The organism is Hydrogenophaga sp. T2 (assembly GCF_049843535.1).
GTDB lineage: Bacteria > Pseudomonadota > Gammaproteobacteria > Burkholderiales > Burkholderiaceae_C > Hydrogenophaga > Hydrogenophaga crocea.
In genome coordinates this window covers 94,604-117,160 of the sequence record NZ_JBBHZJ010000005.1, presented here as the reverse complement: position 1 = coordinate 117,160, position 22,557 = coordinate 94,604, and the positions used below count along the sequence as shown (strand labels likewise).

Below are 22,557 nucleotides of genomic sequence, written 5' to 3'. Positions count from 1 at the left end.
GCCTCCGCCGCCCGAGGCGCTCAGCCGCGCTGAGCGTCCACGCGGAAGATGCGCACCACCTCGGCCAGGCGCGTGGCCTGCTCGTTCATGCTGGTGGCGGCGGCCGCGCTTTCTTCCACCAGCGCGGCGTTCTGCTGCGTCATCTGGTCGAGGTTGGCCACGGCGGCGTTGATCTGGTTCACGCCATCGGCCTGCTCGCCCGAGGCGCTCGCGATCTCGCCGATGATGTCGCGCACCCGGGCCACGTTGCCCACGATCTCAGACATCGACTGACCGGCCTGGCCCACGAGCTCGCTGCCCACGGTCACCTTCTCCACGCTGGCGCCGATCAGGCCCTTGATCTCCTTGGCCGCTTCGGCGCTGCGCTGTGCGAGGTTGCGCACCTCGCCGGCCACCACCGCGAAACCCCGGCCCTGTTCACCGGCGCGCGCGGCTTCCACCGCCGCGTTGAGCGCGAGGATGTTGGTCTGGAAGGCGATGCCGTCGATCACGCCGATGATGTCGTTGATGCGGCGCGAGGCCTGGTTGATCTCTTCCATGGTCGCGACCACCTGCGACACCACCTGGCCGCCTTTTTGCGCGCTCTGGCCCGCCACGTCGGCGAGCTGGTTGGCCACGCGGGCGGATTCGGCCGACTGCTTGATCGCGCCCGACATCTGCTCCATCGAGGCCGCGGTCTGCTGCAGGCTGCTCGCGGTCTGCTCGGTGCGCGAAGACAGGTCGTTGTTGCCGGTGGCGATCTCGCGCGCGGCCACGGTGATGTTGTCGGTGCCGCGCTTGACGTCGGCCACCACGTGCACCAGGCGGTCGCGCATGCCCGAGAGCGCGCGGATCATGGCGCCGAACTCGTCGCCGCGCTGGTTGTCGATGCGCGCCGTGAGGTCACCCTCGGCCACGCGCTCGGCAAACGCGATGGTGTCGCGCAGCGGCGTGCGGATGTTGCGGATCAGGAAGAACGCGCCCACGGCGATCGCCACGATCAGGCCGACCACCTGCGCGCTCGCGATCACCAGGCTGGCCGAACGCTCGTGCGCGAGCCGGGCCTGGGCTTCTTCCATGATGACTGTCTGCATCTGGCCGAAGTCGCGCAGCGCCTGCAGGTAGGGGCCCACGAGCGGGTTGAAGCGCGCGCGGATTTCTTCGGCCGCGCCGGCCGCGTCGCCGTTCTTCTTGAGCTCGTTGGCCTTGGCCAGCGAATCGAGCACGCCCTTGCGGTGCGCAGCGATCTTGTCGAGCTGGGCCTTCTCGGCGGCGTTCATCTCCATCGCGTTGAGCTGCTTTTGCAGCTCGCTGATCCGCGCCACGCCCGCAGGGATCAGGTCTTTGTAGATCTCGGCGATCACCGGGTCGCTCGACAGGGTCGAGGCCTGCACGCGGGTGACGTTGGTCTCGGTCAGGCCGGCCCATTCGATGGCCAGCGCGGTCTTGGTCGACAGCATGGACAGGCTCTTCTGCGAGGCCTCGTTGAGGCGCGCCGAGCGCATGCCCGCCGTGGCGATGGTGGCCAGCAGGGCCAGGATGATCAGGGCGACGCCGGCCCAGAGTTTGGCGCCGACGCTCATGTTGCGAACGAGGTTCATGGGGCTTGCCCGCTGTGGCGGGATCGAGAGGCAGGGGAACGGTTCGTCTTCGCGCGCGGCTCGTGGCCGCCGGCGAATTCCCTGCTCTATCGGAGCGCTGTGGGGAAACCTTGACGCCGGACGTCGGGAATCACTGCCAGCGGTCGCCGTTTGACCACCGCCTGGCGCCCGGGCCTCAGGTCTCGGCCGGCGCCGGTGCGTCCACCGTGGCGCGGGGCAGCTCGATGAAGAAGGTGCAGCCCTCGCCGGGCGCGGTCTCGCACCACAGCCGCCCGCCGTGGCGCGAGACGATGCGGTGCGCCAGCGCCAGGCCCAGGCCGATGCCTTCGTAGTCCATGGAGTGGTGCTGGCGCTGGAACAGCAGGAACAGCGAGCGCGCCTTGCTCGGGTCGAAGCCCACGCCGTTGTCGCGCACGAACAGCACGTGGTGCTCAGGGTCGGTGCCGGGCAATTGCCCGATCTCGATGCGCGCCTGCGGCACGCGGCGCGTGAACTTGGTGGCGTTGTCCAGCAGCTTGTCGAACACCTCGGCGAGCAGGATCGGATCGCCCATCACCAGCGGCAGGCCGGTGTCGATGGACCATTCGATCTCGCGCGGCGCGACCTCGCCGCGCAGCCGGTTCACCATGCCGTGCACCAGCGGCGACAGCGACACCGGCACGAGGTCGATGCGCACGCGGCCCAGGCGCGTGAACTCGAGCAAGCCGTCGATCATGAGCCCCATCCGCCGCGTGGCCGCCGCGATCGCGGCCTGGTGCTGCAGCAGCTCGTGGCGCGCCTCGGGTTCGAGCACCTCCTGGGTGAGCGCCACGTACTGGCCGATGTGGCGCAGCGGCGCGCGCAGGTCGTGCGCCACGGTGTACGAGAAGGCGTCGAGGTCGCGGTGCGCGGCGTCGAGTTGCGCCGTGCGCTGGGCCACGCGCTGTTCGAGTTCGCGGTGCAGTTGCGCGGTCATGTCGGCCAGGCGCTTGTGCTCGGTGAGGTCGCGCACGATCACCGACAGGCCCTGCAAGCCGTCTTTGTCGTCGTGCAGCGCGGTCAGCGTGGCGTTCGACCAGAAGCGCGAGCCGTCGCGGCGCAGGCTCCAGCCCTGCTGCTCGGCGTGGCCTTGTTCGACGCAGCGGTCGAGCAGTTCCTGCGGGTCCTGCGGCTGGCCGTCGGCCTCGGGCTGGAACACCGCGTCGAGCGCGCGGCCCAGGATGTGGCCGCGCTCGAAGCCGTGCAGGCGCTGCGCGCTGTCGGTCCATTCGTGCACGGCGCCGTCGGGGTCGAGGAAGAAGATCGCGTGGTCGCGGATCGCCTGCGACATGAGGCGAAAGCGCTGCTCGCTCGCGTAGAGCTCGGCGCTGCGCTGGGCCACCCGCTCTTCGAGGTCCAGGTTGGCGTTGAAGACGAAGTCTTCGGTGCGGCGGCGCTCGGTGATGTCGATGAGCTCGATGAAGAATCCCTGTGTGCGTCCGTCCTGCAGGTCGGGCAGGTAGTGCACCTCGTGGTAGTGCGGCTGGTCGTTGGCGTCGCGGCGTTCGGCCTCATGGCTCAGGGCTTCGCCATTGAGCACGCGCGCCACGCGCGGCAGCACCTCGGGCAGCACCTCGGGGGCGAGCAGCCGGCCCAGCTCGGCGCCGATCACGTCGTCGGCCGCCAGGCCATAGCCTTCGGCGTAGGCGGCGTTGCAGAAGCGGCAGACCAGGTCCTTGTCGAAATAGGCCAGGCGTGAAGGCGTGCGGTCGGTGATGGTCTGCAGCAGGCGCAGCCGGGCCACGATCTGGTGCTCGATCTTCTGGCGCGCACTCACGTCGACCACCACCGTGCGCGAGTGCAGAAAGCGCCCCTGCGGATCGCGCTCGGCCTGCGACATCAGCTCGACCGTGAAGAAGCCGCCGTCCTTGCCGAACAGGCGCAGCTGCAGCGGCGGGGCCTTGTCGCTGGTCTGCAGGGCGTGCAGGTGCGCGCGCAGCTGTTGCAGGTCGGACTCGGCATTGAGCCGGGCCAGCGTGGGGAAGTCGGCCCAGCCCGAGTGGCCGGTCAGGCGCTCGAGCTCGGCGCGGTCGCGGCCCAGCCAGTCGAGCAGCGTGTCGTTGAGGGCCCGCACGCGCAGCCCCGCGTCGAGTGCGAGCAGGCCGCACGGCGCCTGCCGGCCGAGCGCGAGCAGCGCATCGGCCGCGGCATCGGCGGACGCAGCGGTGGTGGGTTCCTGGGCCGCAGGTGTCATGCATCGCCTCCCTGGTGTGCGGGCTTTGCCCGCATGGCGCTTGCCGGGGCGGCTCCCCGGTCCGGGCGACTCTAGCGCCGCTTCGCGCATCGCGCCAGCGTGACGGCTTGCACGCGCGGCCGGCAAGGGACCGCTGCAGGCACGGGCTGCGGTTGTTGATACCCGGTGATGTATGTAAAGTGGGGACCGCCCGTCAGCGAACCGGGGAGGGCGCCGGTCAGGGAGAAGGAGAACGCCCGCATGGCGGAACACCGAAAACGCTCGGTGCAGATCTGGTTGCCACTGCTGCCCGCCGCCGTGGCCGTGTTGCTGCTGGCGCTCGTGGTGTGGCTGGTCGAGCGCATCATCGGCCAGGAGCTCGAGCGACGCGCGGGACAGCGCGTCGAACAGGTGGCCGAGGCTTTCGCGGATCAGATATCGCGCGCGCTGGCGCGCCGTGGCGCCGAGCTCGAACTGGTCGCCGGCATGCCCGCGCTCGGCATGGGCCTGGACGTGTGGCAGCAGCACCTGGGCCGGTTGCGGCACAGCTCACCCGCTTACGTGTGGATCGGCGCGACCGACCTGCGCGGCACGGTGGTGGCCGCCAGCGACGGCCTGCTGCTGGGCAGCAACATCGCCCAGCGCCCGGTGTTCACCGAGGGCCTGCGCGGCCCCTGGTTCGGCAGCCTGCACGCGCCGGTGGCGCTGGTGGCGCCGCTGCAGGCGCGCAGCATGCGCGTGCCCGACGAACTGGCCGACATCGCCATGCCGTACCCCGACGCCTCGGGCGGCACCGGCGGCGTGCTCGCCGCGCACCTCGACGCGGCCTTTTTCGATGCGCTGCGCGAGCGCACGCTGGGCGCGCCCGAAACGCAGCGCGGCCTGCAGCTCGAACTCACCGATCTCGAAGGCAAGCTGCTGCTGGGCCAGCGCGCGCCCGTGTCCGACGCCTTGCGCAGCACGCTCTACAACAGCGCCGAAGGCCTGCCCACGGTGCTCGAGGGCGAGAACGACGGGCGCGTGATGCTGGTGCGCGTCGGCGTCAAGGCCTTCGATGCGGGCCTGCGATCGGACTGGCAGGTGGTGGCCTGGCAACCGCTCGACCAGGTGCTGGCGCCGGTGCGCGAACTCGAGCTCAGCATCCTGTGGACCGGCGGGCTCACCGCGCTGATCCTGAGCGTGGCCGGGTTCTGGTTGTCGCGCCGCCTCGCGCGGCCCTACAGCGAGCTGCTCGACGCCGTGGCCGAGCGGCTCGACGGCGAGTCGGCCAACGCGCCGGGCGCGGTGCTGCGCACCATCACCGAGCAGATGCGCCGCCTGCCCCGCAGCGGCACCGGCACGCGCAGCGAGCTCGCGCTGGCCCAGTTGCTGCACGACGCGAGCCGCCTGCAGGCCATGCTGGCCAACCTGCCTGCGCCGGTCTACCTGGTCGACAAGGACTACCGCGTGCTGTTCTGGAACCGCGCCTGCGAGCGCGTGTTCGGCTGGAGCGCGGCCGAGGCCGAAGGCCGGCACGTGGACGAGATCTTTCGGGACAAAGACCCCGACAGCCGCGTGCGCCAGGACCTGCGTGCGCTGATGGCGGTGCGCAACGAGCCGCAGACCTTCCAGGGCCACCTGGTGCTGCGCGACGGCACCGAGGTGTGGGGCGACTGGTGGCTGAGCAAGGTGTTCGGCGTCGATGGCGAGCCGCTGGGCATCCTGGTGCAGGTGCGCGACCTCACGGCCGAACACCAGGGCGCGGAGCGCCTGCGCGAGCAGGGCGAGGTGCTGGCGGCCGTGATCAACGCCGCCAGCGACGCCGTGATCAGCGTGGACATGAACGGCCGCATCAACCTCTTCAATCCCGCGGCGGCGCGCATCTTCGGGCGCAGCGCCGACGAAATGCTGGGCCAGCCGCTGGACGCGCTGCTGCCGCGGGAGCACCGCGGCGGCCACCTCGGGCTGATGCGGCACTTCGGCGAGTCGAGCGCGACCACGCGGCCCATGGGTTTCGGCCGCGTCAAGGGATTGCGGCCCGACGGCACCGAGATCGAGCTCGAGGCCTCGATCTCGCAGGTGACGGTGCGTGGCGAGAAGCGCCTCACCGCCATCCTGCGCGACGTGAGCGAACGCGTGCGCGCCGAGCAGGCGCTGTCGCGCTACCAGGTCGAGTTGTCCGAGCTCACGCAGCGCCTGCTGCACCAGGAACAGGTCACCACGCGCGAACTCGCGCAGACCCTGCACGACCAGCTCGGCCAGACGCTGGGCGCGATCCGGCTGTCCTTCGATTCGGTCTGCAACCAGTTGCGCGACATCGCGCTGCCCCAGCGCGCGCAGGACCGCCTGCGCGTCGTGAACACGCAGATCGACCAGGCCATCGTCGAGGTGCGCCAGGCACTGGTGAAGCTGCGCCCGCCGCTGCTCGAGAAGGCCGGGCTGCTTGCGGCGCTCGACAACGAGATCCGCCAGCGCGTGCCCGAGGCCGATCCCGTGCGGCTGGAGCTCACGCACGACCCCGACATCGCCGGGCAGCGCTGGCCCGAGGACGTGGAGTACGCGGCCTTCATGGTGGCGCGCGAGGCCGTGGCCAATGCCATCGAACACGCGCGGGGCACGCAGATCCGCGTGCGCGTCTCGGGCGATGCCGATCGCCTGCGGCTGGACATCGGCGACAACGGTGTCGGGCTGCCGCCCGAGCTGGCCGAAGGCCGTCCGGGCCACCTGGGCATGGTGGGCATGCGCGAGCGCGCGCTGGCCATCGGCGCGCGGCTGCAGGCACGCGCGCGCCGCGAAGGCGGCACCGTGATCACGCTGATCTGGGCCGCGCGGCCCGACAGCGGCTTCGGCGCACTCGACTCGGTGCGCGACAACCTGCTTCCCGGCTAAAACAAGAAGGAGATCCCAGACCATGAGCGACCTGTACCTTGTCGATGACCACGCCATGCTGCGCGACGGCCTGCGCGCCGTGCTCGAAGACGCCGGCCATCGCGTGGTGGGCGAGTCCGACAACCCCACCGCGGCACTGGCCGAGATCGTGCGCCTGACGCCCACGGTGGTGCTGCTCGACCTGCAGCTCGGCCAGCGTTCGGGCTTCGAATTGCTGGAGCAGCTGGTCAAGCGCAAGCTGTCCACGCGCGTGGTGATGCTCACCATGTCGGCCCAGCCGCGACACGTGGCCGAGGCCATGCGCCTGGGCGCGCACGGCTACGTGCTCAAGGGTTCGCCCGCGGCCGAGGTGCTGGCCGCGGTCGAAGCGGTGTCCGCCGGGCGCAAGCACCTGGGCGGCGAGGTGGCCGAGCTGGCCGTCGAAGGGCTGACCCAGGGCAGCGACGGTGGCGGCATCGAATCGCTGTCGGTGCGCGAACGCCAGGTGATCCAGCTCGTGGTGCAAGGCCACACCAGCGTGGCCATCGGCGAGAAGCTGCACCTGTCGCCCAAGACCGTCGAGAGCTACCGCAGCCGGCTCATGGCCAAACTCGGCGTGACCGACTTGCCCGCGCTCGTGCGCCTGGCCATCCGCGAAGGGCTGATCAGCGCCGACGATCTTTGAGGCACGGCTTGTTTCGGATTGCGGACAGGCTCGTGCAGCCTGATCCGCCCCTTGGCGGGCACGCCCTTGACGGCACGGTGGTTGGGCGAGTCAAGCCTGCGTCCAGGGAAGCATTGGGCGGGAGGGCCGTAGCTGCCCTGGCAACAGCCTCAGTACTCGTAGAACAGCAGGTTGAATGCGTTGGGCATTTCCGAGTAGTCGAGGCGGTCTGCCGCATTGCCTTGCAACTCGTCCCAGGGGATTTCCAGGGCCATGAGTTCGCCGGCGTCGAGATAAACAAGACGGAGATCATCGGCCAACTTCTTGGTCATGGCGACCAGCGCGGGGGACGTGACCTTGTCCGCCATCATGTGGATCAGGTCAGGGCGGTTGCCTGCTCGACGCTCTCCTTGGAAGCTGATCGCGGTGATCAAGGGCCCACGGTAGCTGAGTGCGATTTGCCATTGCTCGTCTTCGCCCGTCAGAAACTCTTGGAGTTTCCTCGGGGTAGGTTGTCCGTTCTTGGTGACCAGAAAGCTCCATTGAATGCCACTCCTTTCCCCGGGACCGCCATTGCTTATCTCGGCTTCAGGATCGAGCGCCATCACCGCTCGGTCGATGCGGATCACGGTCCGATCGTGCACGTGGGTGGGCTGCCAAACGTATTCGGAAAGATCGATGTCCCCGATTCGCAGGTGCTTCATTTGCGTTCTTGGTCTGGATAGAGGGTGACCACTTCGTTGAAGCGCCAATTGCTTGAGCAGTTGTTGCGCTCCACGACCATGGTGATCCATTGGGTGGGCGTCAGTTTGTCGCTGGAAGTGCTTTCGGTGTCGTACCGCATGCCCATCACCCGACCCATTTCAACGTTAAAGATCTCGCGGTTGCCCTGGGTTTTGCTTTTCGTGGCACGGCCAACCACCTCATCGACCAACGCCTGCCCCACCTTCTCCGTGGGTGCGAAGTAGCTTTTATCCGAGAACATCGGGAGCATGTGGCCGCCGTAGAACACATGCGCAAAGGTCACAGCGGTGAACTTGGGTGTACCGAAGCCCTGATACGGGTCGCAGCGGCAGGCGCGCGCGATGGCCTCGTTGAGCGCCTGTATCGCTTGGTCCGCCGCGCTGATGGGCGACATCAGCATATCGGTGCGCGGATCGAACACGGGCGGTGGTGGCACGCGCCCCCCGCCCAGCACCACGACCTGGGCGTGGGCGGTGGGCAGCAGCCCCTGCACACTTCGGATCAGTGCCTGCCGGACCGCTTCGACCTGCCCTTTGGCCGTTGAGTCCGCGTAATCACCCCGGGCCAGCATCTGTGCCGTGACCGAGGCGCCGTTGAGCCGAGCGTCCACGAGCGCCTGCATCGCGTCGACCACGTGGTCGATCACCTGGCCGTCGGGCAGGCGAACCTGCACCAGGGTGCCCACCGGGTTGTAGGTGAAGCGAACCGTCTGGCTGCCGCGCGTGATCTGGGTGATGGCGCCCCTGGGGCCGTAGGCGACCGCGATCGGCACGCCCTGGTCGGTGGTGCCCTGCAGGACGCGCCCGTCGGCGGTGTGTTGCGTGACCGTTGCGCGCTGCCCCCGCGTCGCATCGACGACGCCCGTGAGGTCGCCCAGGTCGTTGTAGGCGAGGTCCCAGCGCTGGGTGAGCGTGCCGTCTTCGTACTCGCTGATGCGCGTGACCAGGGCCTGGCTGTCGTAGAGGGACTCGGTGCGCCGCAGCGGCCCGCTGGGGGTGGCGTTGAAGCCGGCCGCGCCGCTGGGGTCGCTGGTGGCCTGCGTGCCCACGGCGGTGATGCCTGCGCCGCTGTGCTCGAAGGTGGTGAGGCGAGCGGGCTCGGCGATGCGCGTGGGCAGACCCGAGTCGGGGTCGCGCTCGGTGGTGGTGACCGATGTGGCCAGGGCCAGCTCCGGGCGGGTGCTGGCGCTGGCCAGGGTGGCGGGGAAGGCCGCGCGCTCGATCTCCAGGCCGCGCGCGTCGTGGCGGTAGAAGACCACGCTGCCGTCGTGCTGCAGCGCGCGGCGCTTGAGGCCGGCGCCGTCGTACTCGATGGCCTGCGCGGTGGCCCCGCACACGGTGCAGGGCGCGCTCACGCCGGCGGGCTGCAGCAGCCGGCCCTGCCGCACGAAGCGCCAGGTGCGGCCGATCGGGGGGCCGCTGCTGAAGTCGGTGACGGTGGTCTGCGGGGCGCCGCTGCTGTCCTGCCCGTAGGCGAACTGCAGCCGCTCGGCGCCGTTGGCGCGCTGGGTTTCGATCACGCGGCCCTGGGCGTCGTAGCGGTAGGTGCCGATGCGCTGGCCGGTCTCGTCGGTGATGCCGGTCAGGGCGTAGGGCAGCGCGGGGTCTTCGTGGTGGTAGCGCCGGCTGTGGCCGTCGGGCCAGACCACGCCGACGTGGCGGCCTTGCGCATCGTGCTCGTAGCGGATGCGCTCGCCCGCGGGCGTGGTGAGCGCGCTGACATGGCCCTGGGCGTCGTGCTGCAGGCGCAGCGAGCGCCCGAAGTGGTTGACGACGGTGATGCCCTGGGCGTCGCGCAGCAGGCGCAGCCGCCAGCCGTTGCGCTCGTCGATGCTTTGCAGCAGGCCGCTGGGGTCGTAGCGCTCGCTGCGGCCCTCGGGCCGCTGGGTGAGGCGCCAGCCGCTGAGCCGGCTCGTGGCGTCGAGCTCGGCCGTGAGTTCAAGGCCGGGCTGCTCGGCGGCCCAGGCGCCGCTGGCGCCGCGCACGAAGCGGTGCACCTGGCCGTCGGGGCGCAGGGCGAAGACCTCGTTGCCCGCGCCGGGCCAGTCCAGGCGGGCGCTGTAGGTGTGCAGCCAGCCGTTGTCGGGGGCCAGGGGGGCGTAGGTGAAGTGCGAGCGGTAGTGGCGCTCGAAGGGGATGGGGTGGGCGAAGGCGGGGGCGTAGTCGCGCTCGTGGTGGACCTTGGTGCCGCTGCCGGGCAGGGTGGGGTTGCCGACGGGGCAGGAACGCTCTTCGAGCGCGGCGGTGGGGGGTGTGGGCGGTGGCGGTGGAGGCGGTGGAGGCGGTGGAGGCGGTGGAGGCGGTGGAGGCGGTGGCGGCGCAGTCCAGCGCAGCACGTAGGGCACGATGTAGCCGGGGCCGGCGCAGGGGTTGGTGGCGGGGGCCTGGCGGCAGAAGCCATCGGCGGGGCACCAGCTCATGGGGATGGGCGGGCGGTACTGCGTGCCGCCGTAGGCGCAGGCCTGCGCCGGGGTGGGGAAGTGCACCGCCGGATCGCTCCAGTAGTAGCCGATGCACTGGCCCTGGGCGCAGTCGTAGGTGGGGGTGGGGGCGGTGTCGGCGCGGGCCGGTGCGGCGCAGAGCAGCCAGGCCAGCGCGAGCGCGAACACGGGCACGCGCCGCAGGGCGAAGAACATGGGGCCTCCCTGGAACGCCCTCAGGGGCGGGGCGTGGGGAGGCAATCTAGAGCGTGCGCGGGGCCGGTACGGGCGCGGGGTATGTGAAGGTCGGCCGCGCGCATCGGTGTGGCCTGGAAACGCACAGTTTCCGCCGCGGGCCGATCCAGTTTTCCCGGCATTCGCCGGGGTCCCCCGAGCGCACCATTCGTCTCCATGTACCCGGAGATTCGAATGCCACTCAGCGCCGACAGCTCTCCCCGGATCGATCCGGTGGACGTGCTCGTGGTCAGCGCCCGCAGCCAGTGCGTGCCGACCGTGCGCGAGGTGCTGTCGCGCTGGCCGGTGCAGGTCCGCGTTCGCTGGACCAGCGATCCCATCGACGCCCTGCGCCTGGCCCTGGCCGAGCCGCCCTCGGTGGCCATCGTGGACGCGCGGCTGGACCGCGCGGGTGGCCGGGCCCTGATCGGTCAGCTCGCGCGCTGGCGCGCCGAGCTCGAGGTCTTCGCCTTCGAAGAACCCGCCGCCGGCGCCCCGCCCAGCGGGCCCAGCACCTGGCATTGGCGCGAGCTGCCCATGGTGCTGCGCTGGTGGGCCAAGCGCCACCTGCCGGGCCAGGAGGGCACGCGCCCGCCGGAGCACATGCAATGAGCGCGGTGATCGACCTCGCCAGCGCCGCCGAGCTGCGCCGCCAGCAGGCGCTCGATCGCCTGTCGCTGGATGCGATGCCCGAAGACCCGGTGCTCGACGGCCTGGTGCGCGTGGCGGCCCGGGCCCTGAACTGCCCCGTGGCCATGGTCAACGTGGTGGGCACGGACAGCGCCTGGTCGGTGGCCAGCACCGAAACCCCGCGCGCCTGGATGCCGCGCGAAACCGCCTTCTGCTCCACCGTGGTCGACCGGCGCCGCGCCCTGGTGGTCGACGACCTGCGCGAGCACCAGCGCTTCGCGCGCCACCCGCTCGTGACCGGCTACCCCCACATCCGCTTCTACGCCGGGCTGCCCATCGGCGATCAGGACGAGGTGCTGGGCACGCTGTGCGTGATCGACACCGAGCCGCGCCAGCTCGACCCGGTCGCCCGCCAGACGCTCGAAGACCTGGCGCGCGCCGCCTCGCACTGGCTCACAGCCCGGCGCGAGCGCCAGGAGCGCCTCGAACTCGAGGCCCTGCAGCGCGAACGCCTGCAGTCGCTGGTGGCCTTGCGCACCGCCGAACTCGAGCAGGCGCGCAGCGCCGCCGAGGCCGCGAGCGAGGCCAAGAGCGCCTTCCTGGCCACCATGAGCCACGAGATCCGCACGCCCATGAACGGCGTGGTGGGGCTGATCGAGCTCATGGACCGCAGCGGCCTGCCGCCGCACCAGCAGGAGCTGCTGCACTCGGCGCGCGAATCGGCCCACACCCTGCTGGGCCTGATCGACGACATCCTCGATTTCTCCAAGATCGAGTCGGGCCGGCTCGATCTGGAAGACAAGCCCTTCGAGCTGCGCCGCCTGATCGAAAGCACGGCCGACGCCTGGCTCGGCACCGCTGCGCAGCAGCAGGTGGCGCTGCACGTGTTCGTGCAGCCCGAGCTGCCGCGCGCGCTCATGGGCGACGCCGTGCGGCTGCGCCAGGTGGTGGCCAACCTGCTGGGCAACGCCATCAAGTTCAGCGGCAGCAAGACCAGTGTCGGCGGCCAGGTGGCGCTGCGCGCCTTTGAACACGAAGGCCGGCTCGCCATCGAGGTGCGCGACAACGGCGTGGGCATGACGCCCGACGCGCTGGCGCGCCTGTTCCGTCCCTTCGAGCAGGCCGATGCCCGCACCACGCGCCGCTTCGGCGGCACCGGCCTGGGGCTGGCGATCTCGCAGCGCCTGGTCAAGGGCATGGGCGGCCACATCGCGGTCGAGTCCCGGCCCGGCGCGGGCGCGCGCTTCACCGTGCACCTGCCGCTGCGCAGCGCCCGCGCGGCGCAGCCGCTGGCGGCCGACGCCGGTGTGCCGGCGCCGCTGGCCGGTGTGCGCTGCACCTGGCACGGCCGCCGCCCCGACGGTCTCGGCGACTGGGGCCACTACCTCGAACATGCGGGTGCCACGGTGGTGCTGAGCGAAACCGCCGAATCCGCGGAGCCCGGCACCCTGGGCCACTGGCTGGTCGAGCGCGAAGGCCTGCAGGGCCGGGTGGCGCTGCGTCCCGGCCCGCAACGTGGCGCGCGCCCCGACAGCGGCGGCTGGCTCTGGCTCGACGCCGACGCCCTGCACCGCCGCGCGCTGCTGCAGGCGGTGCAGCGGGCCATCGAACCCGAGTTGCGCATGCCCGCCGACACCGGTGAGTCCGAACCGAACTGCGACCTGCCCGGCGGCTGCCTGCCGGTGCTGGTGGCCGAAGACAACCCGGTGAACCGGCTGGTGATCGGCCGCCAGCTGCAGCGGCTGGGGGTGCCCGCGGTGATGGTTCACGACGGCGAGCAGGCGCTTGCGCGCTGGCGCGCCGAGGGCGGCCGTTTCAGCGTGCTGCTGACCGATCTGCACATGCCGGGGCTGGACGGCGATGCCCTGTGCGCCGCCATCCGCGCCGAAGAGACCGCGGGCCGCCGCCTGCCCATCGTCGCGCTCACCGCCAACGCGGTGCGCGGCGAGGCCGAGCGCGCCATTGCCTGTGGCATGGACGACTACCTCACCAAGCCCGTGCCGCTGGAGCGCCTGGCCGCCGCACTGCGCCGCTGGCTGCCCCCGGGTGGGCCCGCGGCGGTGGAGGAAGGCGGCCCCTCGATCGCGGGCCGGCCCGACTTCGACCCCGAGGCCCTGACGCGCGCGATCGGCCCCGACCCCGACGCGCAGAACGAGATGCGCCAGATCTTCCTGAGCACGCTGAGCCGCGCCGAGGGCGAGCTGCGGGAGGCCCTGCGCGCGGGCGACTGGCACCGCGCCGGACTCACGGCGCACCGCATCAAGTCCTCGTCGCACGCGGTGGGTGCGTACCGCCTGGGCCACCTGTTCGACGCTTTCGAAAGCGCCGCGCGCGCGGGTCAGACCGATCGCCTGGCCACCCTGGTCCATCGCATCGCCGAGGCGGCGGCCCCGGTGCGCCAGGCCTTTGCGGCCGCCTGAGTCAGGGGCTGGGCGCTGCATGAACTGGCCTTCGCGCTACGCCAACGCCTTCTGGGTCGTGTGCACGCTGGCCCTCGGCGCCTTGCTGACCACGCTGATGGTGCTGCGGCAGGAACGCAGCAACGCCGCCTTCGTCGACGAGCGCTTCGCCGTCGAGTCGCGCGAACTGGCCGACGCCATCCACGCGCGGTTCGCGCTCTACGAATACGGGTTGCGCGGCGCGCGCGGCCTGATCCAGAAGGCGGGCGAGCACGGCATCACGGCGGCCGACTTCCGCTACTACATGGCCTCGCGCGACATGGAGCGCGAGTTTCCCGGCGCGCGCGGCTTCGGCTTCGTGCACCGCGTGCCCGCGGATGAATGGCGCGAGCACGCCCGCCACCATGCCGTGCCGCCGCCGACCCACGGCGCCGCGCACGCGCCGCACGCGGGCGACCACTTCATCATCGAACTGGTCGAGCCGCTCGAACGCAACCGCGAGGCCGTCGGGCTGGACATCGCGAGCGAGCCCCGGCGCCGCCTGGCGGCGCAGACCGCCATGCGCAGCGGCCGCGCGATGCTGAGCGCGCCGATCACGCTGGTGCAGGCGACCAAGGCCGAGGACCGGGCCTTCCTGCTGCTGCTGCCGATCTACCGGCCGGGCCTGCCCCTGGACTCGCCCGAGCGCCGCGAGGCCGCGGCCTTCGGCTGGGCCTACGCCCCGCTGCTGGTGGACGATGTGCTGGCGGGGCTGCCGCTGCACACCGAGCACATCGCGCTGTCGCTCACCGACATCACCGATGTCGAGCATGCGGCCGTGTTTTTCAACACCGCGGCGCAAGGCGCGCCGCCGGCGGCCGGCGCGGGCAGCGTGTCGCTGCTGCGGGTGCCCTATGGCCGCTCCTGGATGGTTCGCACCGAGATGCGCCCGTCGTACGCGGCGCAGTTCGGTTTGCTGTCGCCTGCGCTGGTGGCCTGGGTGGGCGCGCTGGTGACCCTGCTGGTGGCGGCCTTGCAATGGGTGCTGCTGGTGCAGCGTCAGCAGCACGAGCAGCACCTGCTCGACATCAACGCCAGTCTCGAGGCGCGTGTGGTCGAGCGCACCCGATCGCTCGAAGACGTGCAGCGTTTCCTGCGCACCGTGCTCGACGCCATGCCTTCCATGATCAGCTACTGGGACCGCGACCAGGTCAACCGCGAGGCCAACCGGGCCAACCTCGAGTGGCGCCGGCCGCATGGCGGTGACATTCGCGGCCAGCGCGCGCACGAGGTGGTCGGCGATGCCGTCTACGCCACCCTGCAACCGCACATCGCGGCGGTGCTGCGCGGCGAGCCGCAGTCCTTCGAGCTCTCGATGGCCAGCCCGCTCACCGGCGAACTGCGCGAGATGCACATGCGCTACCTGCCCGACCTGCGCGACGGCGGCGTGCAGGGCTGGTACGCGGTGATCGACGACGTCACCGAACGCAACCGCAACCGCCGCGCCCTCGAGGCCGCGCTCGCGCAGCAGGCCACCGAGCGCATGCGGCTGCAAAGCATCCTGCAGGGCACCCACGTGGGCACCTGGGAATGGAATGTGCAGACCGGCGAGTGCCGCTACAACGAGCGCTGGGCCCAGATGCTGGGCCACGACTACGACGAGCTGCGCCCGAGCAGCCAGCAGGCCTGGCTCGACCACGTCCACCCCGACGACGTGCCGCGCGCGCAGCGCGCGCTGCGCCGCCACTTCGCGGGCGAACACGCTTTCTACGCCAGCGAGGTGCGCATGCGCCATGCCGAGGGCCACTGGATCTGGGTGCTCAACCGCGGCCAGGTGCGCAGCTGGACCCCCGCGGGCGAGCCCGAATGGATGTACGGCACCCAGCTCGACATCAGCGCCAGCAAGGCGATCGAGCAGGACCTGCGCGAGGCCAAGCGCGCGGCCGAGGCCGCCAGCGCCAGCAAGAGCGCCTTCCTCGCCAACATGAGCCACGAGATCCGCACGCCGCTCAACGCCGTGCTCGGGGTGACCCACCTGCTGGCCGACAGCCCGCTCGACGGCGACCAGCGCGCGCTGCTGACCAAGGCGCAGACCGCGGGACGTGCGCTGCTGGGCATCGTCAACGACGTGCTCGACCTGGCCAAGATCGAGGCCGGCGAGATGCGGCTCGAACGCGAGCCCTTCTCGCTGTGCGAGCTGCTGCGCGAGGTCGAGTCGGTTTATGGGGTGCAGGCGCAGCACAAGGGCCTCGCGCTCACGCTGGAGCGCGGCCCCGCACTGCCCGAGGCGCTGATCGGCGACGCGGGCCGGCTGCGCCAGGTGCTGGTCAACCTGGTGGGCAACGCCATCAAGTTCACCGCCCGCGGCGGCGTGGTGATCGCGGCGGCGCGCGACGAGGCCGGCGGCGCGCCGCGCCTGCGCCTGAGCGTGCGCGACAGCGGCATCGGCATCACGCCCGAGCAGCAGGCGCGCCTGTTCCAGCCCTTCACCCAGGCCGACGAAACCACCACGCGCCGCTTCGGCGGCACGGGCCTGGGCCTGTCCATCGTGCGCCGCCTGGTCGGGCTGATGCAGGGTGAGGCGGGCCTGTCGAGCACGCCGGGCCAGGGCAGCGAGTTCTGGGTCAGCGTGCCGTTGCACGAGGCCGCGGTCAGCGCGCTGCGGCCGGCGCCGGCGGCGGCCCCCGCACACGGCCTCAACGGCCTGCGCGTGCTGCTGGTCGACGACAGCGAGGTCAATCTCGACATCGCGCGGCGCATGCTCGAACGCGAGGGCGCACGCGTGCACACCTGCGGCGACGGCGCGCAGGCCCTGGCCTGGCTGCAGGCCCAGGCCGGCGCGGTGGATGTGGTGCTCATGGACGTGCAGATGCCCGTGATGGACGGCCTGGAGGCCACGCGCCGCATCCGTGCCGACACCTCGTTCACGGGCCTGCCCGTGATCGCGCTCACCGCGGGCGCCCTGGCCGACGAGCGCCAGCGTGCGCTCGACGCCGGCTTCAGCGACTTCGTGGCCAAGCCGCTCGAGCCCGCGCTGCTGCTGGCCGCGCTGCGGCGCGCCTGTCCCGGCGCGGGTGCGGCCGTGGCGGCCACGCCCGCGCCGCTCGCCGTGCCCGCGGCCGCACCGCCGGCCGGCTGGCCCCGGGTCGAGGGTGTGGACGCGCTCAGCGCGCACCGCACGCTCGGCGGCGACGAGCAGCTGTTCCAGCGCGTGCTCACGCGCTTGCTGGCCGAACAGCACGAATGGGCCGCGCTGCCCGCCGACGGCCCGCTCGCCTGGGACGCCGCGCAGCAGGACCACTGGCGTGTGCGCGCGCACCGGCTGCGCGGCAGCGCGGGCATGATCGGTGCGCTCGACCTGGCACGCGCCGCCACCGGCCTGGAAGCCGCACTCGACGCGCACGCCCTGGCCGACGCCGCGGCCACGCTGGCCGAGCTGCAGCGCCGCTTCGCCCAGCTGGAACAGGGCGCTGCGGTCTACACCGCCCGTGAACTCCGCGCGGACGACGAGCGCGCCGGCGCCGCCGCGCCGCCCGATCAGGCGCTCGACGATGTGCAATGGCAGGCCCAGCTGCAGGCGCTGCTGTCCCAGCTCGAATCGAACGACCTCGACGCCGGGGCGAGCTTCGCGCACCTGCGCGCGGCGATCGCCCGGCGCCTGGGCGCGGCCGTGGCCCAGGCCGTGGCCGTGGCGATCGACGATCTGTGCTTCGACGCCGCGGCCGAGCAGTTGCAGGCCGCGGCGCTCGCGGCCGAAGACGGGCCCGCGGCCTAGTCGTCGGCCAGTGCGCCCGCGCCGATCGCCTGCAGGGCCTCGGCCTCGGTGCGGTACAGGTGCAGCCGCGCGCTCTCGCCCAGCAGGCCCGCAGCGCGCAGCACGTTCTCCACCGGCAGCTTGATGCCCACCAGGTGCAGGTGCACGCCGCGCTGCTCGAGCTGCTCGTGCACGCGGCCGAAGGCCTCGGCGCCGGTGGCGTCGATCCAGTTGATGGGGTGCGCGATCAGCATCACGTGGCGCGTGTCGGGCTGCGCCTGCAGGTGCTCGCCGACCGCGCGCTCGAAGCCGGCGGCGGTGGCGAAGTCGAGCGCGGCGTCCATGCGCAGCGCATACAGCCGCGGCGCCAGCGGCGGCAGCTGCCACAGGTGGCGGTCGCGCAGGCTGCCGTCGGCGTGCAGGCCCACCTCGATGATGCGCGGGTGCAGCCGCAGGTACAGGAAGTGCGTCAGCGCCATCACCACGCCCGCGAGCACGCCCCAGTACAGGCGCGGCGCGGCCAGCAGCGTGATGGCGGCCGTGGCGAGCGCGATCGCGGCCTCCACGCGCGAGACGCGCCACAGGCGGGTGAAGCCGCGCGGCTGGATCAGCCCCCACACCGGCAGCACCACGATGGCCGCGAGCACGGCCAGCGGCACGTGGTGCAGCAGCGGCATGGCCAGGAGCAGCGCCAGCAGCACCACCCCCACCGAGAACACCGTGGCCCAACCGGTCTGGGCGCCCGCGTAGAGGTTGAGCGCCGAGCGCGAGAACGACGAGCTCGTGGGCATGGCGCCCGTGAGGCCCGAGGCGATCTTGGCCAGGCCCTGGCCGATCAGGTCCTGGTCCTGGTCCCAGCGCGCACCGCGGCGGCCGTTGTCCACCTTGGCGCTGCTCGCGGTTTCCAGAAAGCTGACCAGCGTGATCACCAGCACCGGCAGCAGCAGCGCGCCCAGCATGTCCCAGCCCGGCCAGGCCGGCAGCGCGAGCGCGGGCAGGCCCTGCGGCAGCGCGCCGATGACCGCACCCCCCGCGGCCTCGAAGCCGGTGGCGCGCGCGATGGCCGCACTCGCCAGCACCAATGCGAGCACCGACGGAAAGCCCGGCCGCAGCCGCCGCGCGGCCACCAGCGCCAGCAGCGCGCCCGCGCCGAACGCCAGGGAAGCGGGCTGCCAGCCTTGCAGCGCGAGCAGCGCCGCGCCGTTGGCAAAACCCAGCAGCGCGGGCAATTGCGACGCGATGATCAGCACCGCCGCGGCCTGCGTGAAGGCCATGAGCACGGGCGAATTCACCAGGTTGAGCAGCCAGCCGAAGCGCGCCGCGCCCAGCACCACCTGCAGCAGGCCGGTGAGCAGCGCCAACCACACCGCGAGCTGCACCCATTGCGCGCTGCCCGGCGCGGCCAGTGGCGCAAGCGAGCTGCCCACCAGCAGGCAGGTGAGCGCCGTGGGCCCCACCGACAGCCGCGGCGAGGCCGAGAACAGCACCGCGATCAGCGCCGGCAGCAGCGCCGCGTAGATGCCGGTCACCAGCGGCATGCCCGCGATGGCCGCGTAGGCCACGCCCTGCGGGATCACCATCAGGCCCACGGTGAGGCCCGCGAGGGCTTCACCGCGCCACAGCGCCGCATCGGGCCGCGGCCATTGCAGGAAAGGGAACAGGCGGTGCCAGCGGCTCATGGGGCGATCGTAGCCGCGCACCCGCGCGGCGGGCGCGGGTTCAGCGCTGCGGCATGTCCTTGGCGCCGTAGCCCAGGCTCACCGTCGCGTCCTCGGGAATCGGCGGCATGGTGGCGTTCCAGGCCTCCCAGGCCTCGCGCATCGCGGCCAGGCGCTCGGGTTCGTGCGCGGCCCGGTTGGCGCGCTCGCGCGCGTCCTGCGCGATGTTGAACAGGTAGTCGTGGCCGTCCACGCGCAGGTATTTCCAGTCGCCGTCGCGCAGCGCGCGCTGGCCGCGGTGGTTCATGCGCCAGTGCATGGGGCGGTGCAGCCGCTTGGCGGGCTCGCGCCACACCGGCAGCAGCGACACGCCGTCGGGCGCGTGCGAGTCGGCCGGCGCCACGCCGGCGGCGTCGAGCAGGGTGCGCGAGAAGTCCATGCTCATGCCGTGTTGCGCGGTGGTGGTGCCGGCCGGCACCTGCGCGGGCCAGTGCACGATCCAGGGCACGCGGATGCCGCCTTCGGTGAGGTCCATCTTGCCGCCCACGAGCGGCCAGTTGTCCGAGAAGCGCTCGCCGCCGTTGTCGCTCGTGAAGACCACGATGGTGTTGTCGGCCAGGCCGTGCTGGCGCAGCGCGTCCATCAGCCAGCCGATGCCTTCGTCCATGTGGTGGATCATGCGGCGGTAGCTCTCGATGTTGCCGCCGTGCAGGTGGAACAGGTTCTTCGCCACCTCGGGCGCCACGTGCGCGTCGTCGCGCGTTTCCCAGGGCCAGTGCGGCGCGGTGTAGTGCAGGCTGAGCATGAAGGGCGTGCCGGCCTTCGCGCCCTCGGCCATGCGGTGCACGTAGTCCACGGCGCGGCGGCTCAGCAGGTCGGTGAGGTAGCCGACCTCGGGGTGCTCGTTCTCGCCGAACCACAGGTCGTGGTCGCCGGTGCTCGCGCAGTGGGTGAAGTAGTCGACGCCGCCGGCCATGGGGCCGAAGAATTCCTCGTAGCCCGAGCGCAGCGGGCCGAAGGCCGGCGGGTAGCCCAGGTGCCACTTGCCGATCAGCGCCGTGCGGTAGCCCGCGCCGCGCAGCAGCGAGGGCAGGGTGGGGTGCTCGGACGGCAGGCCCAGGGTCTGGCTCTTGCGCGCCTTGCTGTTGATGGGCTCTTCGGCCGCGCCGCGCAGCCGGTACTGGTAGCGCAGGGTCATGAGCGCGAAGCGCGTGGGCGAGCACACCGGCGAGTTCGAATAGCCCTCGGTGAACTTCAGCCCGCCCGCGGCCAGCGCGTCGATGTGCGGCGAGACGCGGCCGAAGCCGGCCTCGCGGCCGCCGTAGCAGCCCAGGTCGGCGTAGCCGAGGTCGTCGCAGACGATGTAGACGATGTTGGGTCGGGTCACGGCGCGTTCACTCCACCTTCATGCCGGTGGCCTTCACGAGCGCGCCGTAGCGCGCGTTCAGGTCGGCCAGGCGCTTGGCCGCGGCCGCGCCCTGCAGGCCTTCGGGGAACAGGTCGAGGTTGAGCAGGCGGGCCTGCACATCGGGGCGCTGCAGCGCGTCGGCGATCGCCTTGCCCATGGCCTGCACCAGGGCGTCGGGCGTGCTGGCCGGCGCCATCACCAGGTAGTACACCTCCTGCTCGAGCGATTTGAGGCCGAGCTCGCCCACGGTGGGGATGTCGGGCGCGAGCTTGGAGCGCTGGCGGCTGGTGACGGCCAGCGCGGTGATCTTGCCGCTCTTGACGTGCGGCAGCATGCCCGGCGTGGCCAGGGTGCCGCCGTCCACCTCGCCCGCGAGCACGGCCGTCACGGCCGGGGTGTTGCCGCGGTAAGGGATGTGGTTGAGCTTGTGCTTCGTGGCCTCGGCAAACACCTCGACCGCGAGGTGGCCCGGGCTGCCGCTGCCGGCCGAGCTGAAGTTGAAGGCCTTGGTTTTGCTCTGCTCCACCAGCTGCGGCAGGGTCTTGAGGCCGGTGGCGGGGTTCACGCCGATCAGCAGGCCCGACGAGGCCATGATGATCACCGGCTTGAGGTCGCTGCCCTTGAAGCCCTGGTTGGGGTAGAGGTGCGGGTTGATGGTGAAGGTGGTGTCGATGCCGAACAGCAGGGTGCTGCCGTCGCCCGCGGCCTTGGCCACGTCGGCCGCGCCGATGTTGCCGGCCGCGCCGGGCTTGTTGTCGACCACCACGCTCTGCTTGAACTGCTCCTGCAGCACCTGGCCGACCGAGCGCGCCAGGATGTCCGACGGCCCGCCCGCGGGGAAGTTGTTGACGAAGCGGACGGTCTGCGTGGGCCAGGCGGTCTGGGCCTGCACGGCGGGGGGAACGAGGGCGGCGGCCAGGCACAGGGCCAGCACAGCGCGTCGCGGGGTCATGGGCAATCTCCTTGGGTGATGAAATCGATCCGGCGCCGGGCCGCCCCAAGCCGGATCAGCCCCCTCGGGGGGCAGCGACCCGCGAAGCGGCGGAGCGTGGGGGCCATGTCTTCAATCGAGCTGGATGCCGGTGGCCTTGATCGGGGCTTCCCAGCGCTTGAGGTCGTTGGCCTGCGCGGTGGCGAGCTCGGCGGGCGTGGAGCCCACGGGCTCGTAGCCCAGGCCGATCAGGCGCTCGCGCAAGGCGGGCGTCTTCACCGCCGCGGCGACCGCGCGCGAGAGGCGATCGCGCACCGCGGGGTTGAGGTTGGCGGGGCCGTACATGGCGAACCAGGCACCGGCCACCATGTCGATGCCGCTCTCCTTGAGCGTGGGCACCTCGGGCACCTGCGGGTCGCGCTGCGCGCCGGTGACGGCGATGATGCGGACCTTGTTGCTGCGGTGCAGTTCGGCGGTCTCGGAGACGACGTCGAACTTGTAGTCGATGTGTCCGCCGATGAGGGCCGTGTTGGCCGGGCCGCCGCCCTGGAACGGCACGTGGTTCAGCTTCGCGCCCACCTGCTGCTCGAACAGCACGCCCATGAAGTGCGGCAGCGTGCCCAGGCCCGGTGTGCCGTACGACATCACGCCCGGCTGCGCCTTGGCCGCGGCCACCATCTCGCCCACGGTCTTCACCTTGCTCGCGGGGCCCGCCACCACGCCGAACTGGAAGTTGGCGATCAGCGAGACCGGGGTGAAGTCTTTCACCGGGTCGTAGTCGAGCTTCTTGTAGACGTGCGGGAACAGCACCATGGGCCCGCTGGGCAGCACGATCACGGTGTGGCCGTCGGGCTCGGCGCGCTTGACCTGCTGCAGCGCGATGCGCCCGCCCGCGCCGGGCTTGTTCTCGACCACGATGGGGCCGTACTGGTCGCGCAGGTTCTCGGCGATCAGGCGCGCCAGCGTGTCGGCCGAGCCCCCGGGCGGAAAGCCCACCACGATCTTGAGCGGGGTCTTGTCCTGGGCCGGGGCCGGGGCGGCGGCCAGAACGGTCAGGCCCAGCAGGGCGGCGTGCAGCAGGCGGCGGGTGAGGGGCATGGCGTGTCTCCGGTCGGGGCG

General features: G+C 71.8%; 13 protein-coding genes. 5 read left to right on the top strand and 8 right to left on the bottom strand.

Annotated features, from left to right (window positions below; translation table 11 throughout):
• Nucleotides 1-20: 20 nt before the first annotated feature.
• The gene (locus WDZ95_RS13320; protein ID WP_425779130.1) at nt 21-1,580 is read right to left on the bottom strand and encodes a methyl-accepting chemotaxis protein; all 1,560 of its coding nucleotides are present in this window, start codon (nt 1,578-1,580) and stop codon (nt 21-23) included.
• Nucleotides 1,581-1,755: 175 nt separating this feature from the next.
• On the bottom strand, nt 1,756-3,792 hold the full coding sequence (locus WDZ95_RS13315) for a PAS domain-containing sensor histidine kinase (RefSeq protein WP_425779128.1): 2,037 nt from the start codon (nt 3,790-3,792) through the stop codon (nt 1,756-1,758).
• Nucleotides 3,793-4,032: 240 nt separating this feature from the next.
• Here WDZ95_RS13315 and WDZ95_RS13310 point away from each other — a divergent pair, with 240 nt between their 5' ends.
• Nucleotides 4,033-6,639 (top strand): PAS domain S-box protein, encoded by a 2,607-nt coding sequence (locus tag WDZ95_RS13310; protein WP_425779126.1) that lies wholly within the window; start codon nt 4,033-4,035, stop codon nt 6,637-6,639.
• 22 nt (nt 6,640-6,661) lie between these two features.
• Nucleotides 6,662-7,303 carry a response regulator gene (locus WDZ95_RS13305; protein ID WP_425779124.1) on the top strand — a complete coding sequence of 214 codons (642 nt, stop codon included), beginning with the start codon at nt 6,662-6,664 and terminating at the stop codon, nt 7,301-7,303.
• 149 nt (nt 7,304-7,452) lie between these two features.
• On the opposite strand, the gene WDZ95_RS13300 is transcribed toward WDZ95_RS13305, so the two are convergent.
• Together WDZ95_RS13300 and WDZ95_RS13295 are read right to left on the bottom strand one after the other, a co-directional pair.
• Nucleotides 7,453-7,986, bottom strand: a complete 534-nt coding sequence (locus WDZ95_RS13300) for a hypothetical protein (RefSeq protein ID WP_425779122.1) — start codon at nt 7,984-7,986, stop codon at nt 7,453-7,455.
• Complete coding sequence (locus WDZ95_RS13295) at nt 7,983-10,661, bottom strand: DUF6531 domain-containing protein (RefSeq protein WP_425779120.1); 2,679 nt, start codon at nt 10,659-10,661, stop codon at nt 7,983-7,985. Before WDZ95_RS13295 ends, WDZ95_RS13300 begins: the two co-directional genes overlap by 4 nt.
• A 213-nt stretch (nt 10,662-10,874) precedes the next feature.
• On the opposite strand from WDZ95_RS13295, the gene WDZ95_RS13290 reads away from it, so the two are divergent.
• The 3 genes from WDZ95_RS13290 to WDZ95_RS13280 are packed head-to-tail and all read left to right on the top strand — an operon-like array spanning nt 10,875 to nt 17,462.
• The gene (locus tag WDZ95_RS13290; RefSeq protein ID WP_425779118.1) at nt 10,875-11,291 is read left to right on the top strand and encodes a hypothetical protein; all 417 of its coding nucleotides are present in this window, start codon (nt 10,875-10,877) and stop codon (nt 11,289-11,291) included.
• A complete protein-coding gene (locus WDZ95_RS13285; protein WP_425779116.1) occupies nt 11,288-13,729 on the top strand; it encodes an ATP-binding protein in 2,442 nt (813 codons plus the stop codon). The genes WDZ95_RS13290 and WDZ95_RS13285 overlap by 4 nt, the downstream gene beginning before the upstream one ends.
• Before the next feature lie 19 nt (nt 13,730-13,748).
• Nucleotides 13,749-17,462: a CHASE domain-containing protein gene (locus tag WDZ95_RS13280; protein WP_425779114.1), complete on the top strand. Its 3,714-nt coding sequence runs from the start codon at nt 13,749-13,751 to the stop codon at nt 17,460-17,462.
• On the opposite strand, the gene WDZ95_RS13275 is transcribed toward WDZ95_RS13280, so the two are convergent.
• From WDZ95_RS13275 to WDZ95_RS13260, 4 genes are all read right to left on the bottom strand, one after another.
• Nucleotides 17,459-19,120 (bottom strand): SulP family inorganic anion transporter, encoded by a 1,662-nt coding sequence (locus tag WDZ95_RS13275; protein WP_425779112.1) that lies wholly within the window; start codon nt 19,118-19,120, stop codon nt 17,459-17,461. The two genes, WDZ95_RS13280 and WDZ95_RS13275, sit on opposite strands and share 4 nt — an antisense overlap.
• 40 nt (nt 19,121-19,160) lie before the next feature.
• Entirely contained in the window at nt 19,161-20,486 is a 1,326-nt protein-coding gene (locus WDZ95_RS13270; protein ID WP_425779110.1) for a sulfatase family protein, read from the bottom strand.
• A gap of 7 nt (nt 20,487-20,493) precedes the next feature.
• Entirely contained in the window at nt 20,494-21,459 is a 966-nt protein-coding gene (locus WDZ95_RS13265) for a Bug family tripartite tricarboxylate transporter substrate binding protein (RefSeq protein ID WP_425779108.1), read from the bottom strand.
• A gap of 111 nt (nt 21,460-21,570) precedes the next feature.
• Entirely contained in the window at nt 21,571-22,536 is a 966-nt protein-coding gene (locus tag WDZ95_RS13260; protein WP_425779106.1) for a Bug family tripartite tricarboxylate transporter substrate binding protein, read from the bottom strand.
• Nucleotides 22,537-22,557: the final 21 nt, after the last annotated feature.

Bases quoted from the DNA above. Each gene is read 5' to 3' on its own strand.
- WDZ95_RS13320 (WP_425779130.1), bottom strand. From the start codon at position 1,580: ATGAACCTCGTTCGCAACATGAGCGTCGGCGCCAAACTCTGGGCCGGC.
- WDZ95_RS13275 (WP_425779112.1), bottom strand. From the start codon at position 19,120: ATGAGCCGCTGGCACCGCCTGTTCCCTTTCCTGCAATGGCCGCGGCCC.
- WDZ95_RS13305 (WP_425779124.1), top strand. From the start codon at position 6,662: ATGAGCGACCTGTACCTTGTCGATGACCACGCCATGCTGCGCGACGGC.
- WDZ95_RS13310 (WP_425779126.1), top strand. From the start codon at position 4,033: ATGGCGGAACACCGAAAACGCTCGGTGCAGATCTGGTTGCCACTGCTG.
- WDZ95_RS13280 (WP_425779114.1), top strand. From the start codon at position 13,749: ATGAACTGGCCTTCGCGCTACGCCAACGCCTTCTGGGTCGTGTGCACG.
- WDZ95_RS13295 (WP_425779120.1), bottom strand. From the start codon at position 10,661: ATGTTCTTCGCCCTGCGGCGCGTGCCCGTGTTCGCGCTCGCGCTGGCC.
- WDZ95_RS13265 (WP_425779108.1), bottom strand. From the start codon at position 21,459: ATGACCCCGCGACGCGCTGTGCTGGCCCTGTGCCTGGCCGCCGCCCTC.
- WDZ95_RS13285 (WP_425779116.1), top strand. From the start codon at position 11,288: ATGAGCGCGGTGATCGACCTCGCCAGCGCCGCCGAGCTGCGCCGCCAG.
- WDZ95_RS13300 (WP_425779122.1), bottom strand. From the start codon at position 7,986: ATGAAGCACCTGCGAATCGGGGACATCGATCTTTCCGAATACGTTTGG.
- WDZ95_RS13290 (WP_425779118.1), top strand. From the start codon at position 10,875: ATGCCACTCAGCGCCGACAGCTCTCCCCGGATCGATCCGGTGGACGTG.
- WDZ95_RS13315 (WP_425779128.1), bottom strand. From the start codon at position 3,792: ATGACACCTGCGGCCCAGGAACCCACCACCGCTGCGTCCGCCGATGCC.
- WDZ95_RS13260 (WP_425779106.1), bottom strand. From the start codon at position 22,536: ATGCCCCTCACCCGCCGCCTGCTGCACGCCGCCCTGCTGGGCCTGACC.